Genomic DNA, 16,331 nt, shown 5'->3' on the forward strand with positions numbered 1-16,331 from the left:
CGCGGACGGCCGGGCCGTCCGGTTCGGCGGGTCAGCCCGCCGGGACGGCGACGGCCTCGGCCGCCCCGGCCAGGGCCTCGGCCTCGCCGACGACCAGGTTCTCGATGCCGAGGAGGAAGCGCGCCATGGCGGGGCGGGGGAGGACGGCCGGATCGGCGGTCATGGCGAGCTGGAGGGCGTCGCCGGTCTGCAGGGCGTCCAGCGCGTAGCTGAGGCCGGGCCGCGGGTCGAACTCGGTCGGCCAGGTCAGGGTGGTCCGTTCGCGAGCCCGGTCGAGCGGTTCGGAGGACGGCACGGGGGCGGTCGCCAGGGTGGCCGGCAGGAGGTCGCGGGTGTCGTTGAAGATGCACGACCGGTCGGCCAGCGGGACGCCCTCCGCCGTCAGGCGGTCGATCTCGCCGTCCAGCAGGCGCCGCTCGTAGTAGGCGTGGCGGTACGTGGCGATCGCGGCGGCCTGGGTGCGCCGGACCGTCTCGCCGAAGTCGCCCGCGGCGTTCGGCAGATGGAACATGCCGTCGCTCGCGATCACGCTCACCGCGTCGGTCAGGCCCGGCAGGAAGCGGTTGCTGACGATGACCTGGATCACGACGTCCGGTGATCCCGAGAGCTCGGCGGTCATCGTGCAGGCCGCCGCCAGCAGCACGGAGGAGGAACTCGCCCGGTGGGCGGTGGCGACCAGGTCGACCGCGCGGAACAGGGCCGGCGAGTCGAGCAGTGCGTTCGGGAACGGCGCGGACTCCGCGGTGGTGGGCGGGAAGAGGCGGGGCGGGCCGAGCCGCAGCTTGCGCAGGACGTGCGCGCGGGCGTTGGCGTCGCGGCGTCTTCCCCGCTCCGACCGCTGGAACTCCGCCTCCTCCAGCGGCTGCTGGGGCGACCGCTCGGCCCGGACGGACTCGGGGGTGGCACCCAGGGCCAGCTCGGTGAGGTCCTGGATCACCCGGCCCATTCCGCTGCCGTCCACGGCGGTGTGGGAGAGGACCAGGGTGATGTGCCGGACCAGCCCGTCGGCGATCACCAGACCGACCCGGAGCGGCCAGTCGGTGGCACTGTCGAACGGGTCGGCGGCCAGCCGGCGGTGGAGTGCGCTGCCGGCGGTGGCGAGTTCGGTGGGGTCGTCGTCGCAGTGCCGGGTGTGCACGGTCAGCAGGCCGTCCGGGTCGACGGTCTGGCGCAGCCCGGTACCGCTCTCGTCCGGGTGCAGACGGGTGTGCAGGGAGTCGTGCAGGTGGAGCAGGTCGCGCAGGGCGTCCAGGGTGGTCTGCACGGGGACGCCGGGGTCCACGGGTGAGGCCGTGGTGATGTTGTAGCGCGGACGGTCGGCGGGGGTCAGGCGGTTGACGACGTCCCAGATGGCCTGCTGGCCCCAGGTGGCCGGGCCGCTGCCGGATCTTCCGTTCGAGAAGCTGATGTCCAAGGTTCGACTCGTAGTCACCGTGGGGGTTCTCCGATGTGTGGTCCGAGGATCAGTGGTGCTGCGGAGGGTGCGGTGGGAGCCGTAGGGAGAGTCTGGCGCACCACCGGGAGATCGTCGAGAGTCCACCGGTGGGGTGGGGGTGGTTCAGGGGGGTGGCCGGTGCGGGCGAGCGGCGGAACCCGGGGCCGGGAGGGTGGCGTGGCAGCCGTATGCGGAACCGCGAGATCCAGCCAGGTGAAGGTCGGATCAGGTAATCATCTTCGGACGCAAGGCGAACAGCCGGTGAATCTCCGGAACCCATGGAAACATCTGACATGTGAAGCGTGAAATTGCACTGCTTCGCGCCTCGGCCCACCCTGTGCCCTTGTGAAGGAGAGATCTCCGATGAAACGATTCACCGCGATCCTTGCCGGTGCCGCCGCCCTGTCCGCGCTCGGCGCCGTGAGCGCCACCGAGGCCACCGCGCAGGCCTCCACCGCCGCGACGGCGACCAAGACCTGTGTCTACGGTTTCGAAGGCATCCTGCGGACCCAGCTCTGTGCCACCGTCGACGGGGACCAGGTCTGGCTGTCCGGCTACGCCACCCCGGTCGCCATCAGCTGGACCCCGCAGACGGTCTCGTTCGACCTCACGGCCGGGATCGTCGGCGGCGCCTCGCTGGGGACCGACACCCCGAACGTGGTCATCCCCGTCGGCGGCCGGCCGGTCGGCTACGTGGCCGGGACGGCCCCCTGCGGATCGACCGTCACCGGGACGTTCTCCGTCACCAAGTGGGGCTGGCCGCCGTCGACCGCCACCGTCTCGGTGCCCGTCCCCTGCTGATCCCCTCCGGGTCCACGGACGCGCCGGTCGGCCGTCCCTCACGGGGCGGCCGGCCTGCGGGCGCGTGGACCCGGCCTCCGCAACGGTCGCCGGCCGAGCCGGGCCCGTGACGGCCCGCGCGCCGGTCAGGACCGTTCGGCGGTGACGACGTGGTAGTCGAGCAGGCCGTCCCGCCACGTCGTCAGGAAGTTGCGGGTCCAGTGGCCGGACGGGACCGTCCCCTCCAGGTAGCGGTCCAGCCCCGGCCAGACGTCCTCGCCGATGGATCCGGTGGCGATGCGGGTGAACCCGGCGTCGGCGAGGTCGGCCGTGAAGGCGTCGAGCGGGTGGGCGACGTCCAGGCCGTCGGCGAAGCTCCCGAGCAGGATGCTCAGCCGCTCGGCCGCCTCCGGACCCTCGGCGCTGAAGAACGTGGTGACCACCAGCCGGCCGCCGGGCCGCAGGACCCGGGCCGTCTCCCGCGCGAAGCCGGTCAGCTCGCGGAAGTGCTGCGCCGCCTCGACCGAGTACACGCCGTCCAGGGAGCCGTCTGCGAAGGGGAGCTCGTCCGCCGAACCGAGGGTGTAGCCGAGCCGGTCAGGGAACGTTGCCAGGGCGCGGGCGTTGACGGCGCGAGCGCGTTCGACCTGGTCGGGGTGGATGTCGACGCCCGTCACCCGGGCGAAGCGGAACTCCCGCAGCGCGAGCGCGGCGCCGAGCCCGCGCCCGCAGCCGACCTCGGCCAGCCGCAGGGACTCGGCCGGCGCGGGGAAGGCGCGCAGCACCCGGCGGTACAGGTTCTCCTGACTGAGGACGCGGTCCTCCGGGGTGGGCGCGGTGGTGTCGATGCCGCGCCAGTCCCCGAAGTTGATGAAACCGCCCGCGAAGCTCGCGGCTCGGGAAAGGTCGTCAGGGCCGTAGGTCTGGCGTACGGACGCGGGGATGCGGTCGTTGCTCATGGGGGCTCGGTCTCCGTGTGAGGGCTGAGTGGTGTCGTGGAGGTGCGTGGGTCCGCGCCCGCTCGCGGGCGCGCGCCGCAGTACGTACCCAAACGTGCCGGTGACGGAACTACCCGAAGGGGGTGGTTTCGCGGATAACAAGCAGGTCAATCGGGTTGTGAGTGATACGTGAGGATGAGCATGCTTAACGGCATGACTTCGGCTACGTCACCTCTCCGCCAGACCGCCGCGCCCGTCGCGGACACCGCCGACTACGAGCACGACTGGGCGCTCGTCGACGTCGAGACCTCCGGGCTGAGGCCCGGGCAGCACCGGGTGCTGTCGGTCGCGGTGGTGACGGTCGACGCCCAGGGCCGGCAGACCGGGGAGTTCTCGACGCTGCTCGACCCCGGGGTGGACCCGGGACCGGTCGACATCCACGGTCTGACGGCCGAGCGGCTGCGCGGGGCGCCGACCTTCGAACGGGTCGCCGGCCGGATCGCGGAGCTGTTGGAGGGACGGGTCATGGTCGCGCACAACGCCCAGTTCGACTACGACTTCCTCAGCCACGAGTTCGCGCTGGCCCGGTCCTGGCTGCCGGTCTCCCGGCGGCTCTGCACGCTCGCGCTGAACCGCCGGATCGAGACCCCCACGGACGACCTGAGGCTCGGCACGCTCGCCGCGCACTACGGCGTCGTCCAGCGGCGGGCCCACGACGCCCTGGACGACACCCGGGTGCTGGCGGGGATCCTGCGGGGGTCGCTGGTGGAGGCGGCCCGGCTGGGGGTCCCGCTGCCGCTGGTCGCCTGCCCGCCCCGGCGCACCTCGGAGTTCCGCCCGCGGATACCGAAGACGCCGTGCGGCTACCGCAACCCGGGACGTTGGGCGGCGGGCGGGCCGCTGGTGCAGGGCATGAAGGTCGCCGTCACCGGCGAGACCGTGACGGCGCGGGAGGAACTGGTGGCACGGGCGGTGGCCGCCGGACTCAACGTCATGACCTCGGTGAGCCGCCACACCAGCGTGCTGGTCGCCAACGCGGGGCCGGACGGCGCGGCTTCGGCGAAGGCCCGGCGCGCTGCGGCGGAGGGCGTGCCGCTGGTCGACGAGGCGGCGTTCCTGGCACTGCTGGCGGAGGTGCGGCCGGGGCAGTCGCACGACGCGGCCGACGGCGGCGGCCCGGCGGCGCCGGTCGTGCCGGGGCCCACGGCGGCGGAGTCGCCGGTGCGGGACTCGCCGGTCCCGGCCTGCGCGGCCGGCGCGGTGACGGACCCCGCGGCGCAGCCCGCCCCGGACGCCGTCCCGGACACGACCCCGGTCGCCGCCCAGGTCCCGCCGGCGACGGAGGCCGGGCCCGGTGGGCGGGCGCCGGCGCGGCGCGGCGGGGCGCGGGAGCGGCGGGCATTGACCGGGCGGCGGATCCTGGTGCTGGGCGGCCGGCACCAGGAGTCGGCCGAGGCCCGGACGGCGCTGGTCGACCTGGGCGCCGCGGCCGCGGTGAACCTCTCGGCCAACGTCACCGACGTCCTGGCGCTCACCGGCGCCCACGCCGACCGGCGGATGCGGCGGATCGAGTGGCTGGGGCTGCCGGTCCGCGAACCGGCCTGGATCGAGGAGGTCCGGAGCGCGCCGCCGGCGGGCCTCCCGGCGGGCGGGTCGCCGGACGGCGCCGCGCCGGACGAGGACGGCGAGGTGGTGCTGCCGCGCGGCGGCGTGATCGACCTGCCGCTCGCCGCGGACGGCACGCGCTGGACCGTCCACGCGTCCTGGGCCCAGCAGAGCACCTGCGAGGTCGACGTGGTCGCCTTCGCCCTCGACGAGGAGGAGCAGGTCGCCTCCGACGAGGACTTCGTCTTCTACGGCGCGCCGGAGAGCCCGGACGGGACGGTCCGGCTCGCGTTCGACGGCCCGCAGGAGCAGGGCGTGACCGTCGATGTGGGCCCGCTCGCGTCCTCGGTGCGCCGGATCGTCATCGCGGCGGCGATCGACGGCGCGGCCACCTTCGGCGACGTCGGGGCGGTCGAGATCGCGCTCGCGGGCGGGACACGGGCCCGCCCGATCGTGCGGGCCACCCTGGACGCGGCGACCACCGAGCGGACGCTCCTGCTCGGCGAGGTCTACCGGCGGGGCGGGGCCTGGCGGTTCCGGGTCGTCGGGCAGGGCTTCGACCACGGACTGGAGGAGCTCGCGCGGAGCTTCGGCGTCGACGTCGCGGGCTGAGAGGCTGTGCGGGGGCCGTTCGGCACCGGACGGAGACGGGCAGGGCGGGCGACGCCGGGGACCGGGCCGCGCCGATCGGCACCGTCCGACTTTCGACGATCGAGGAGGACCTGTGAGCGGGACGGGCACGGACGACGGGCGGGTGGCGCCGCCGCTGACCGGGGGAGAGCGGGAGACGCTGCGCGCGTACCTGGACTTCCACCGCGGGACGCTGGCGATGAAGTGCGCCGGGCTGACGGACGAGCAGCTGCGGTCGCGGTCGAGCCCGCCGTCGACGCTGACGCTGCTCGGGCTGGTGCGGCACCTGGCGGAGGTGGAGCGGACCTGGTTCCGGCGGGTGATCGACGGGGAGGACGTTCCGCTGCGCTGGTCGACGGAGTGGGACTTCCAGGCCGCGTACGACGCGGCCGGGGCCGACCGCGCCGAGGCGTTCGCGGCCTGGGAGTCGGAGGTGGCGCACTCCCGGCGGATCGAGCGGGAGGCCGCCTCGCTGGACGTCACGGGTTACCAGGTGCGCTGGGAGAAGGAGGTCTCGCTGCGGTTCGTGATGCTGCACCTGATCCACGAGTACGCCCGGCACAACGGGCACGCCGACTTCCTGCGCGAGGCGATCGACGGGCAGGTCGGCGCGTAGCGCCGCAGGCCCGGCCGCCGGGTTCAGAACGGCCGGCGGTCGGCCGGTGCGGTCGGGGGAGCGGGGTCGTCGGGCCGGACGGGCGGCGGGGGCGGGGCGGGCTCGGCGAGGGGGCGGAACCTGGGCGGCTCGACCAGGTGCTGCCACTCCTGGTCGGGGCGGCCCGGGACGGTCCGTCCGGCATCCAGCCAGAGGCGCGCGAGTCGGGCGAAGATCGGGGCGTCGAACAGAAACGTTCCGTCCTTGGACCGGGGTGAAGGCACGTAGTCGTAGCTCATGACCGGATAACGAGCGGGGCGGGCCGCCGCAACCCGTCGGCGGGGGAAATGAACGCCTCGCGGGGCGGCAGCCGTACTCGTCCACGTGACAGTGATGACCACGGGCCGCAGTGCTGGCAAGCTGGCCGCCATGGCGGAAGCGGCGGGTGAGACGGGGATCCGGGAGCTCCTGGCGAGGTGGCTCGCGGCGGAGGACCCGGCCGACAGGGGGGAGCGCGCGGGGAACGACGACGCGCTCCCCGGCGACGACGGTGACCTCGCCGCCGGAGGGTGGGCGGTGCCCCCGGCCACCGGGGCGGAGGTGGTCGAGGCCGCCTGGCGGCTGGCCGTGGCGGGGCTGGAGGACGAACCGCGGACGAGGGCCCCGGACGGACTGTGGATGGTCGCCGAGGCACTGGTGGTGGACGAGCACCCCTCGGCGTCCGGGTGGACGCCGCTGGAGCGGGCCGAGGCGGTGGAGTGGGTCGCGCTCCTGCTGCACCGCTTCGGCGAGGACGGCGTGACGATGCTGACGGCGGATCTGGTCCGGGGCCGGGCGGACGGTGACGGCCCGGGTCCGGCCCCGCGCCCGGCCGGCGGCCCGGCCCCGGGCACCGGCAGGTCCTCAGACAGGCTCTAGCGCGGCCAACCGCACCTCCAGCTCGTGCACCACCGTGGTGTCGCCGAGCCGCCCGTACAGCCGGCGGGCCGAGTGCAGGGTGCGGACGGCCTCCGGGGCGCGGCCGCCCGCCAGCAGGAAGTCCGCGTAGTGGCGTTCGGCCACCGCGTGCAGGTGGACGGTGCCCGCGACCCGGCAGCGTTCCAGGGTCTGCTGCCAGGCCTCCTCCGCCGCCGTGCGGCGGTCGAGGAGTTGGAGGGCGTGCGCCTCGTTGATCATCGCCGACAGGTGGAAGACGGCCAGCGGGTGGTCGGCGAGCAGCGCGCGGGCGTCCCGGGCCCGGTGCAGCGCCCGCCCGGGTTCGCCGGCGAGGCCGTACAGCCCGGCGGTGTTGCTCAGCGCGTACGGCGCGTGCTCGGCCAGGCCGTGCCGCTCGGCCAGCGCGATCGCCTGCTCGCCCAGGCGTACGGCCTCCGCCGGTCGCCCGTCGGCCGCGGTGGCCGTGGCCAGGACGGTGAGGGCCTGCACCCGGACGGTGTCGCCGGACCCGGCGGTGCGGTCGACCGCGCGGCGGGCCAGCCGGTGGGCCTCCGCGGTGCGGCCGCTGCCGCCGAGCGCCCGGGCTGTGACCGCCTCCATGGAGGCGACGGCGGCCGGGTCGCCGGTGCGGGCGGCGGCGGCGAGCCCGACCCGGAGGCAGGTCAGCCGGTCCGTGCGGCGGCCGGCGCCGTAGTAGAGGCAGTCGGCGCGGTAGGCCAGCTGCCAGGAGCGGCGGTGGTCGCCGCGTTCGGAGGCCGCGGTGACCAGGCCGCGGACGGTGGGTTCCGCGGCCTGGAACCAGTCGAGCGTGGCGGGCACGGTGGGCAGGTGCGGCCACCCGGCGGGGTCGGCGCCGAACGGCGGGGCGACGGCGGGCGCGGGGCGGTGGGCGGCGTGGGCGGGACCGGGCTGGAGCAGTGCGGAGCTGCGGGCCACCACCGCGAGGTAGTGGTCGGTCAGGGCCGCGGTCGCGGCGGCGCGCTCGGACGCGGGCCGCTCGTCGAGGAGTTCGGCCCCGTACAGCCGGACCAGGTCGTGGCGGCCGTAACGGCCGGGGGCGGTCTCGGTGAGCAGGTGGTGCGCGGCGAGCGCGCCGAGCGCGAGGCGGGCCTCGGCGGCGCCGGTGCGGAGCAGGGCGGCGGCGGCGTGGGCGTCCGTCTCGGGCCCCGGGTGGACGGCGAGCAGGGCCAGCAGACGTGCGGCGGACGCGGGGAGGTGGCGCAGCGTCAGATCGAGCGCGGTCCGGACGCTGGCCGTGCCCCGGGTGTCCAGGGCACGCAGCCGGGTGCTCTCGTCGGCGAGTTCGGGCACCAGGTCGGCGATCGCCCAGCCGGGCCGGGCGGCCAGCCGGGCACCGGCGATCCGCAGGGCGAGCGGCAGCCGGTCGCAGAGCTCGGCCAGCCGGCCGGCGGCCTCCGGCTCGGCGGCCACCCGGGCGGGTCCGATCAGGCGCTCCAGCAGGCGCCGCGCGTCCTCGGCGGGCAGGGCGCCGAGGCGCAGCAGGGCGGCGCCCTCGGTCACCACGAGGTCCTCCAGCGAGCTGCGGCTGGTGACGACCGTCGCGCACGCCGGGCCGGTCGGGAGCAGCTCGGTGACGTCCTGCGCGTCGCGGACGTTGTCCAGGACGACCAGCAGCCGGCGGCCGTGCGTCAGCGACCGGTAGAGCGCGGCGCGGGCGGCCGGATCCTCCGGCAGCGAGCCCTCGGGGACGCCCAGCGCGCGCAGGAACCGGCCGAGGACGGCGGTCGGTTCGGCACGCGGGCCCGGGCCGAAGCCGTTCAGGTCGGCGTAGAGCCGCCCGTCCGGGAAGGCGGCGGTCGCGTCGTGCGCCCACTGCACCGCGGTGGCCGTCTTGCCGGTGCCGGCCGGGCCCACCAGGACGGCGAGACCGCCGCCGGGGCGTTCGCCCCCGCACTCGGCCTCCAGCCAGCGGCGTTCGGTCGACCGGCCGACGAAACCCGATATCCGGCGCGGGAGTTGGTCCGGGCCGGGGCCGGGGCCGGGGCCGGGGCCGGGGTTGGGGTCGGCGGTGGGGCGGAGCGGGGTCGGCGGCCGGACGGCGGGCGTGCGGGCCGGGACCGGGACCGCGGCCGGCTGCCGCGCGGACGGGACCGCGCAGGCGGAGAGGCCGGCCGACCCGGCCGCCCGGGGGCGGACGCGGCCGATCGTGCCGGTTGTTCCGGCGGCGCCGGCCGTGCGTTCGGGACGACCGGTGACGCGCACGGCGGCCGAGGGCGGGCGCCTCCCCGGCTCGTCGGCGAGGATGTCGGCCACCGCCGACCGCAGCGCGCGCCCGGGGCCGACGCCGAGCTCCGCGGCCAGCCGGCGGCGCGTGCGGTGGTAGACGGTCAGCGCGTCGCAGGGCCGCCCGGCCTGACGGAGGCAGAGCACCAGCAGGGCGGCCAGCGGCTCGTTCCACGGGTCGGCTTCGAGCGCGCGGTCGAGTTCCGGTGCGGCGTCGGGGCCGAGGCCGAGCCGGAGCAGCCGTTCGCTCCAGGCCTCCAGGGCCCGGGTCCGCACCTGGCGGAGGCGGTCGGCGAGCACGTCGCGCAGGTCCGTCTCGGGCAGGTCGGCCAGGGTCGCGGGGCCGTGCCAGAGGTCCAGGGCCCGGCGGAGCAGTCCGGCGGCGGACTCGTCGCCGTCCGGGACGGCCACCTCGGTGGCCCGCGCGACCAGCCGCTCGAACAGCAAGGCGTCCACGGATTCGGCCGGGCCGTCCAGCCGGTAGCCGGGGGCGCGGGTCGACAGGACGAGCTTCGAGCCGGCGAGCAGCTTGCGCAGCGCGGCGATGTGGCCCTGGAGCGCGGCCCGGGCCCGGGCGGGCGGTTCGTCGCCCCAGAGCAGTTCGAAGAACCGCTCGACCGGGACGGTGCGGCCGAGTTCGAGCGCGAGCAGGGCCAGCGCGGCGCGCCGTTTGGCGCCGGCGGGCTCGACGGCGCGGCCGTCCGCAGCCTGCAGTTCCACCGGACCCAGCAGTCGAACGAACAACGGATCCTCCCAGGTGAGAGCGGTCGGCGGAGATCTCCGTCCCTGTGCGGGGCGCAGTCTAGCCACGCCCGGGGAACGGTTCCGGCCCGTGGCCGTTCGGCCACGGAGCGCCTGGGGACCGCCCTTTCGGGGGATTGACGGGAGCCGGTCAGCTGGGCGTCGGGCAGGCGTCGGCGGTTGTTCTCCTGAAGTTCATTGACGATCCATCAGGGAAACGCGGTCGCGGACGCGGCGCGATCGGGACGGGCGGAACGGCGGCGCCCTGCGTGGACGGCGGTCGTGGCGATCCCGGGCCGTCCGTCCGGCGGGTGCGGGGCGGCGCGCGGAGCCGGTCGGGCCGGGGACCGTCCGGCGGGGTGGGGGAGGCGCCGGACGGCGGGGGCGCACGCGGGGCGCTTGCCCGTCGAGGGCAGTGCGCGGGTCCGATCGGCCGGCAGCTGTGCGCGATGGGGAGACGCTGATTGCCTGAAGGGGAAGCCGGGCCGGTGGCTGCCGGGACCGGCCGCGCAGGTCCGGGCGGGTCCGGGCACGCGCCACGGGAGAGCGCAGGGCGGTCGGCCCAAGGGGTGGGGCCCGGGGCGGGCCGGTGGAGGTGGTGCGGGTGGGGCAGGGCTGCTCGTGTTGAGCTCAACGGCCCGCATGCGGTCCCGGGTTCACCGGCGGCCGGACGGGCGGACGGCCCGCGCGGGTCCGCGCCCCGGCGCCGCCGTCCGCAGGCGGGGCGGGGCCGGGTGCCGCCGCGGGCGGTTCGCGCGAGGGGGACCCGGGCCGGCCGGTGAACCCCGGCCGGAAGGCGCACCGTCGAGCAGGGTGCGGGGCCGGGACGGTCCCGCGATCTCCGACCCCTGGGAGGGCGACCATGCTGCGAATGAACGGGCCGCTGCGGATCACGGTGCTCGACAAGGACGCCGCCTTCGAGCAGCGCGCGGTGGTGCGCACCCCGTACGGCACCTCCGTGCTGGAGGGCCGGACCGGCGCCTCCCTCGACGTGCGGGCCGAGGAGTGGGAGCTGGAGCTGGAGCACTGTGTGCCCGGCGTCGGCTGGCGGCCCAACGTCCGGGTGCTGCCCGGTCCGTGGCAGACCTCGCGGAGCGGCCTGCGGAGCAGGATCCTGCGCAGCAAGGACTGCGACTGGCCGAACGGCGACCCGGCCGAGCGGAACTTCGTCCTTCGGCTGTCCTCGACGGTGGCCGAGCTCCGGCGTGACGCGTCGTCCGCCGCCGAGGAGGTGGGCCCGGCCACCTCGGAGGGCCAGCGGACCAGCTCCGGTGCGGGCCTCGGCGCGGGCGGGCGATCGTCCGACTCCGGGGGTGCCGTCGTCGGTGGCTCCTGGGCCGGGTATCCGGCCAAGTCGGCGGAGCGGCCCGTGGTGTCCGCCGTTCCGGCGGAGTCCGGTGCCGTGACGGCGCAGCGCCGGGCGGTGGGCGCCGGCGAGCCGGTTCGTCCGGCAGGTGAGGCCGTCCGGGGCGTGGCGCCCATGCCCGCGGTGCCGTTGGCGGAGGGCGTGCTGGTGCCTGCTCTGCGGGTCGGCTCGCCGGCCGGTGGCGTGCTGGGGACGGCCGTGGCCGTCGAGGCGTCGCGGCTCCCGGCCGGCCGGGGGGTGCCCGCGGAGCGCTGCACTCCGGTGGGCCGGGCGGAGCCCGGCGAGGCCGTCCGCCCGGCGGTGTCGGGCGGTCCGGCGACCTCGGGCGGTCCGGCCGGCCTCGGCGTCCCGGCGGAGACCGCCGCGCGGGCCGCGGACCGGCGGGCGGCCGTCGCGGACGACGGGCCGGGGGAGGCGCGGGCGGCGCCGTCCTGGCCCCGGTGACGTCATCGGCCGGCGGTGCCTCCGGAGCGGCGTGACTCCGGAGGCACCGCCGGCCGGCGGGCGCTACCCGTCGATGTGGAAGGACTGCCCGTACACCTTCCAGCGCAGCGGGGTGTGGAGGTCGAGGTTGCCCGCCTCCAGGAAGACGCGCTGGGCGGTGTCGACGCGGCTGGTGTCGGAGTGGGCGGCCTCGGTGCGCATGGCGGCGGCGCGGGCGTCGAGGAAGGCGGCGAGGTAGGTCTTCTCGTCACCGCCCTGGGCCGGGGGCTTGGCCTTGCGCAGCGCGGCGGCCCGGATCCCGCCGAAGCTGTCGGAGCTGTTGCCCGGCCCGTGCATGACGATGGCGTCGTAGTAGGCGAGTTGGCCGAGGGCGTGCAGGCCGTCGGACTTGGCCTGGGCGACGGCCGGGTCGAAGTAGACGCGGTCGCGTTCGTCCTCCTGGGCCTTGCGGAAGGTCGGGTCCTGGACGGCCCGCTTCCAGTCGGCGGTGAAGTCCGGGTCGAGCCCGGCGTGGGAGCCGGACCCGTCGAGCTTCTCCAGGGCGGGGAGGTACTTGGCGAGCACGTTGTCGGGCTTCAGCGTGCGGTAGTGGCGGACGAGTTCGAGCATGTCGCCGGTTCCGGAGCAGAAGCCGACGATGCCGGCGGTGTAGCCGCGGCCGTCCTTGATGTCCTCGATGTAGCCGAACTGGGCCTTCCAGTCGAGCGACGAGTTCTCCGCGCTGGAGACGATCTGCTGGGCGAGGTCCTTGAGGGACGGGTCGGTGAGGTCGCCGGTGGCGGGACCGGAGGGGCGGCCGGTCGGCTTGGTGGTGGGGCTGCCGGTGGGGTCGCCGCCGGGCTTGGCGGCGGGCTGGGTGGTGCGGTGGGGCCGGCCCCTGCCGTCGGCCGGCGGGACGGTCGCGGCGGACGGGGACGCGGCGGAGGGGGACGCGCTGGGTGGGGTCGTCGGTGCGGGTGCGGCGGCGGCCGGGAGCGCGGGGAGCACCGCGGCCAGGAGGAGAGCGGTCAGGGCGGGCGGCACTGCGGCTCGGGTGGGCCGGGTCGGCATCGGGGCTCCGGGGTCGGCGGGGCGGGCGTCGGCTGGTCGGGCGTCGTGTCGGCGGGTCGGGCGTCTGCGGGTCGGGCGTCTGCGGGTCGGGCGGGCGCCGGTGGCGTCCGCCTGGGGAACGGGTGCCGGGCGCCACCGGGTTCACCGCGGTGCGGTGGCCTCCGGAGGTCCGGCGGCGCCCACGGGCTCGGCGGGGTCGGGGAGTTCGCCGTCCGGGTACTCGGGGCCGGGGTGCCCGGACGGCCGGCGGGCACCGGCCTCCGGCTCGACCCCCGGGGTGAGGAGGAAACGCTCGGGGGACTCCGCCCGGGGCCGCTCGGCCGGGGGCATCGCCGCACGGCGCTCCAGCCACGACCGCAGCCTGGTGAGGGCGCTGCGATCGCGCTCGGCCGGGTCGCCGCCGGTTTCGCGCAGGAGGACGCCGGCCGGCCGGTCGGCCTCGGCCGCCACCGTGCCGACGACGGTGAACGCCGTACCGGGCGCGAACACCGCCTGCGGCAGCCCGTCGCCGGAGTCGAAGACGGACGTGCGCCGCCCGGTGGCCGACCACACGAGGAACTCGACGGAGCAACCCGGCAGCTCCGCCCCGGCCGCGGCCAGTCCGGCCAGCGGCGCGGGCTCCCGGAACTCCAGGCCGGCCGGATAGAGGGCGAGGACGGACTCCGGGTCCAGCGCGGGGTCCGCGCCGAGCAGCACCGCGCCGTGGTGGCTCGGGAGCCGCCGCAGGCCGGAGCCGAGGCATCGGAGGAACGGCCTCAGCGCCGGGTCGCCGGAGCGCGCGGCGGTCACCAGGTCCGCGCGTGTCGCGGGGATGCCCGCGCCGTCGTGGTGGAGCAGGACGGCGGCCAGGTCGGGCTTGAGGTCGTCCTTCGAGGTGGACCGCAGGCCGGGCAGCCGGGTGGCGAGCTGCTCCAGGCGGCCGGTGCAGCGGTGGTAGTGCTCGCCGAGCAGCGTGCGGACGGCGTCCCGGTCGGCGGGGGAGCTGGCGGTGACCGGGGGCGGGTACTCGTCGGTGCGGAAGAGCCGGGCCGGCGGAGGGCCGACGGGCGCCTCGGGCGTCGTGCCGCCGGGAGGCGCGCCTTCGCGCGTGCTGCCGGGGGACGGGACGGCGGGTGGTCCGGCGTCGGGCGCGGCCTCGGGCCCGGCCTCGGCCTCGGCGGCGGACTCCGGCAGGCCGGCGCGGGGCGGGTCGGTGCCCTCCGGTCCGCCGACGGGCACCACCGGGGAGGGCGCCTCGCCGGCGGACGACTCGGCAGCGGACGCCCCCTCGCCCGGTTCCGCGGTGGTCGGCGGGTCCTCGGTCCGGCCTACGGGCTCGTCCGCCTCCGGTGCGGCGGTGGTGTCCGGCCCGTCCTCGTCCGGCCCGGTGGGCGGCTCGACCGGAGGGACCTCCGGCACCCGGAAGAGACCCGGGGTGCCACCGCTGGTCGCGGTGCGGGTGAGCGGTTCGGCCGGCCGGGGCCACGGATCGGCGTTCGAGCCCGCCGCGGCAGCGGCGGTGCCGCTCCCGCCGACCGCCGTCCCGGCGGGGTCGCCGGCCGGACCGGCGGCCGGACCGGCGGCCGGGTCCCGGGCCGGGTCGCCGGTCGAGGACGAGGTCCGGCGGGAGGGGGCCACCGCGGCGGAGGTGCCGGTGGCGGGAGCGGAGGTGGCCCGGACGGGTGTGGGCAGGGGGACGGGTGCGGGCGCCACCGGCTCGGACTCGGCGGGCGCCGGTCCCGCCGAGTCCGGCCGCACCGGCGCCTCGGAGCCGGTGAGCGGCTCGGGGCCGGCCTGCACCGCCGCCGGGGCGGGCCCGAGGGCGGCCGTCGCCGTGGGGCCGGGAACGGCCGGGGTGCCGGCCGGTCCGGCGGCGAGCCACTCCGGGCGGGCGGCCGCGGCCGGTCGCTGCGGGCGGCCCGTGCCGCCGATCCCGTAGGCCACGGGTGCCACGGCGGGCGGCCCGGTGAGGGGCTGCTCCGCCCCGAGCCAGTCCAGCTCGTGCATCCGGGCGACGAACCGGGCGACCCGCTCGGCGGACGGCTCCAGCAGACCGTGCGCCAGCAGCCCGAACCCCTCGGCGCCGACCGCCGGGAGCCGGTCGAGCAGGGCGCCGAGCTCCTCGAACACGTCGGGCGGGATCGGGCGGTCGCGCTCCCCGACGATCAGCAGCGGGCGGGCCGGCTCGGGCCGCCGGAACCGGGGGGTGAGGACGTGCGGCGGTTCGGGGCGCAGCCAGAGACCGGCCGGGACGGCCTCCAGGACCCAGAAGGGGAACGCCTCGAAGACCGCCGGACCGGCGGTCTTCCAGTCGGCGCCGCCGTTGCGCCACGCGGCGGGGGTGGTGGGGCGGCCGGGGGCGGTGGCGAGGCGCAGCAGGAAGGGTTCCCAGCCGGCCCGGCCGTGCCGGTCCAGGATCCGGGAGGTGGGGCCGCCCGGGCCGAGGACGGGCAGGCCGATCGCGGCCTGCACCGGCCGGGCCGTCCTGGCCGCCAGCGCGCCGGTGAGCGCGGCCAGCTGGTCGGGGGCCGCCCACGGGGCGCTGACCAGCGGCCGGTCGGTGCCCAGCGGCAGCGAGAGCACGGCGTCCGCGAAGTCGTCCGGCAGCAGGACGGGCCGGTCCGGGGTGCCGATCAGGAGGACGGTGTGGCCGGGCGGCGCGGCGGCCAGCCCGAGGTCGGGGAGCGGCCCGCCGGTCCGGGACGCCGGGTCGGTGAGCCAGAAGCCGGTGGGGAGCCGGAGGATCCGGACGGCGTCGCCCCGGGACCCGGCGGTGAGACCGTCGGCGCGTCCGGCCGGACCGTGCAGGACGGCGGGTTCGGCGCCGGCGGCGGTCGTCGGGCTCCCGACCGCTGTCGCGGCGCCGATGGTCTCGCGGACCCGGCGGGGCGGTGCCCCGGCCTCGCACCGCCACCAGGAGGCGGCTTCGGTCGCGCCCTCGGGGCTGGTGACCTTGAGGTTCCCGGCGGCGGTGATCTCCACCAGGCCGTCCGGCGCGACGACCGGCAGGCCCGCCCGCTCGGCGACGATCTCCGCCGGACGGCGGCCGTTGGGGGCGAGCGCGGCCAGCCCGGAGGCGGCGAGGACCAGGCTGCCGGCGCCGCGGGCCCGGGCGACCACGCCGAGGTCCGCCATCCGGTCGCGCAGGACCTTGGCCGAGTCGGGCGCGGCGGCGACCACGACGACCGCGTCCGGGACGGGCCGGAGCGCGCCGATGGCGGCCGACAGCTCGTCGTCGCGGGCGGTGGCCGGGGCGATGACGAAGTGCGGTCCGACCGGGCGGAGCACGGAGGGCGCCGGCACCGGGGCCGCCGACGCCGACGGCGAGGGCGACAGCGCGGTGGACGGTGCCGACGCGCTGGAGGACGGCGCGGTGGAGGGCGGCGGGGCGGTCCCGGCGGCCGGGGCGGGCGCGCCGGCCTCGCCCGCGGGCAGCGCACGGCGCGGCCCGCGCCGGAGGGCGAACCGGCGGCGGGGTTCGGCCGGCGGCGCGGGGTCGCCGGAGGGCGTGCCGGTGCGGGAGAGGCTCATCGCCTTGGACTACGGGCGCCGCCGGGCGGCCGGTTCACCGCCGCGCGGGGCGGGCGG

Annotated in this window: 11 protein-coding genes; 5 read left to right on the forward strand and 6 right to left on the reverse strand. The window is 77.4% G+C overall.

Going from position 1 to position 16,331, the window contains the following annotated elements; translation table 11 throughout:
- Window positions 1-31: 31 nt before the first annotated feature.
- Window positions 32-1,414, reverse strand: a complete 1,383-nt coding sequence (locus tag PUR61_RS38250) for a condensation domain-containing protein (protein WP_329884378.1) — start codon at window positions 1,412-1,414, stop codon at window positions 32-34.
- 384 nt (window positions 1,415-1,798) lie between these two features.
- Between PUR61_RS38250 and PUR61_RS38255 the strand changes: the two genes are divergently transcribed.
- Complete coding sequence (locus PUR61_RS38255) at window positions 1,799-2,236, forward strand: hypothetical protein (protein WP_329884381.1); 438 nt, start codon at window positions 1,799-1,801, stop codon at window positions 2,234-2,236.
- Window positions 2,237-2,361: 125 nt separating this feature from the next.
- Here the strand turns inward: PUR61_RS38255 and PUR61_RS38260 are convergent, their stop codons facing one another.
- Window positions 2,362-3,174, reverse strand: coding sequence for a class I SAM-dependent methyltransferase (locus PUR61_RS38260; protein WP_329884383.1), 813 nt, complete (start codon window positions 3,172-3,174; stop codon window positions 2,362-2,364).
- Between the two features lie 192 nt (window positions 3,175-3,366).
- Between PUR61_RS38260 and PUR61_RS38265 the strand changes: the two genes are divergently transcribed.
- Both PUR61_RS38265 and PUR61_RS38270 read left to right on the forward strand, forming a co-directional pair.
- A complete protein-coding gene (locus PUR61_RS38265; RefSeq protein ID WP_329884385.1) occupies window positions 3,367-5,370 on the forward strand; it encodes a DEDDh family exonuclease in 2,004 nt (667 codons plus the stop codon).
- A 112-nt stretch (window positions 5,371-5,482) separates the two neighbouring features.
- A complete protein-coding gene (locus PUR61_RS38270) occupies window positions 5,483-6,004 on the forward strand; it encodes a DinB family protein (RefSeq protein ID WP_329884387.1) in 522 nt (173 codons plus the stop codon).
- A gap of 23 nt (window positions 6,005-6,027) precedes the next feature.
- Here PUR61_RS38270 and PUR61_RS38275 read toward each other — a convergent pair whose 3' ends face one another.
- Window positions 6,028-6,282, reverse strand: coding sequence for a hypothetical protein (locus tag PUR61_RS38275; RefSeq protein WP_329884389.1), 255 nt, complete (start codon window positions 6,280-6,282; stop codon window positions 6,028-6,030).
- 85 nt (window positions 6,283-6,367) lie between these two features.
- Between PUR61_RS38275 and PUR61_RS38280 the strand changes: the two genes are divergently transcribed.
- Window positions 6,368-6,901, forward strand: a complete 534-nt coding sequence (locus PUR61_RS38280; protein ID WP_329884391.1) for a hypothetical protein — start codon at window positions 6,368-6,370, stop codon at window positions 6,899-6,901.
- On the opposite strand, the gene PUR61_RS38285 is transcribed toward PUR61_RS38280, so the two are convergent.
- Entirely contained in the window at window positions 6,887-9,907 is a 3,021-nt protein-coding gene (locus PUR61_RS38285) for an AfsR/SARP family transcriptional regulator (protein ID WP_329884393.1), read from the reverse strand. The genes PUR61_RS38280 and PUR61_RS38285 overlap by 15 nt on opposite strands.
- 859 nt (window positions 9,908-10,766) lie before the next feature.
- On the opposite strand from PUR61_RS38285, the gene PUR61_RS38290 reads away from it, so the two are divergent.
- Window positions 10,767-11,714 carry a hypothetical protein gene (locus tag PUR61_RS38290; protein WP_329884395.1) on the forward strand — a complete coding sequence of 316 codons (948 nt, stop codon included), beginning with the start codon at window positions 10,767-10,769 and terminating at the stop codon, window positions 11,712-11,714.
- 63 nt (window positions 11,715-11,777) lie between these two features.
- Here PUR61_RS38290 and PUR61_RS38295 read toward each other — a convergent pair whose 3' ends face one another.
- Entirely contained in the window at window positions 11,778-12,764 is a 987-nt protein-coding gene (locus PUR61_RS38295) for a chitosanase (protein ID WP_329884397.1), read from the reverse strand.
- Between the two features lie 141 nt (window positions 12,765-12,905).
- Window positions 12,906-16,274 carry a hypothetical protein gene (locus tag PUR61_RS38300; RefSeq protein WP_329884399.1) on the reverse strand — a complete coding sequence of 1,123 codons (3,369 nt, stop codon included), beginning with the start codon at window positions 16,272-16,274 and terminating at the stop codon, window positions 12,906-12,908.
- Window positions 16,275-16,331: the final 57 nt, after the last annotated feature.

The sequence above is a fragment of the Streptomyces sp. BE20 genome, from assembly GCF_036322525.1.
GTDB lineage: Bacteria > Actinomycetota > Actinomycetes > Streptomycetales > Streptomycetaceae > Kitasatospora.

Excerpts from the sequence above, each read along its gene's own strand:
- PUR61_RS38255 (WP_329884381.1), top strand. The coding sequence starts at position 1,799 with ATGAAACGATTCACCGCGATCCTTGCCGGTGCCGCCGCCCTGTCCGCG.
- PUR61_RS38260 (WP_329884383.1), bottom strand. The coding sequence starts at position 3,174 with ATGAGCAACGACCGCATCCCCGCGTCCGTACGCCAGACCTACGGCCCT.
- PUR61_RS38275 (WP_329884389.1), bottom strand. The coding sequence starts at position 6,282 with ATGAGCTACGACTACGTGCCTTCACCCCGGTCCAAGGACGGAACGTTT.
- PUR61_RS38265 (WP_329884385.1), top strand. The coding sequence starts at position 3,367 with ATGACTTCGGCTACGTCACCTCTCCGCCAGACCGCCGCGCCCGTCGCG.
- PUR61_RS38300 (WP_329884399.1), bottom strand. The coding sequence starts at position 16,274 with ATGAGCCTCTCCCGCACCGGCACGCCCTCCGGCGACCCCGCGCCGCCG.
- PUR61_RS38295 (WP_329884397.1), bottom strand. The coding sequence starts at position 12,764 with ATGCCGACCCGGCCCACCCGAGCCGCAGTGCCGCCCGCCCTGACCGCT.
- PUR61_RS38290 (WP_329884395.1), top strand. The coding sequence starts at position 10,767 with ATGCTGCGAATGAACGGGCCGCTGCGGATCACGGTGCTCGACAAGGAC.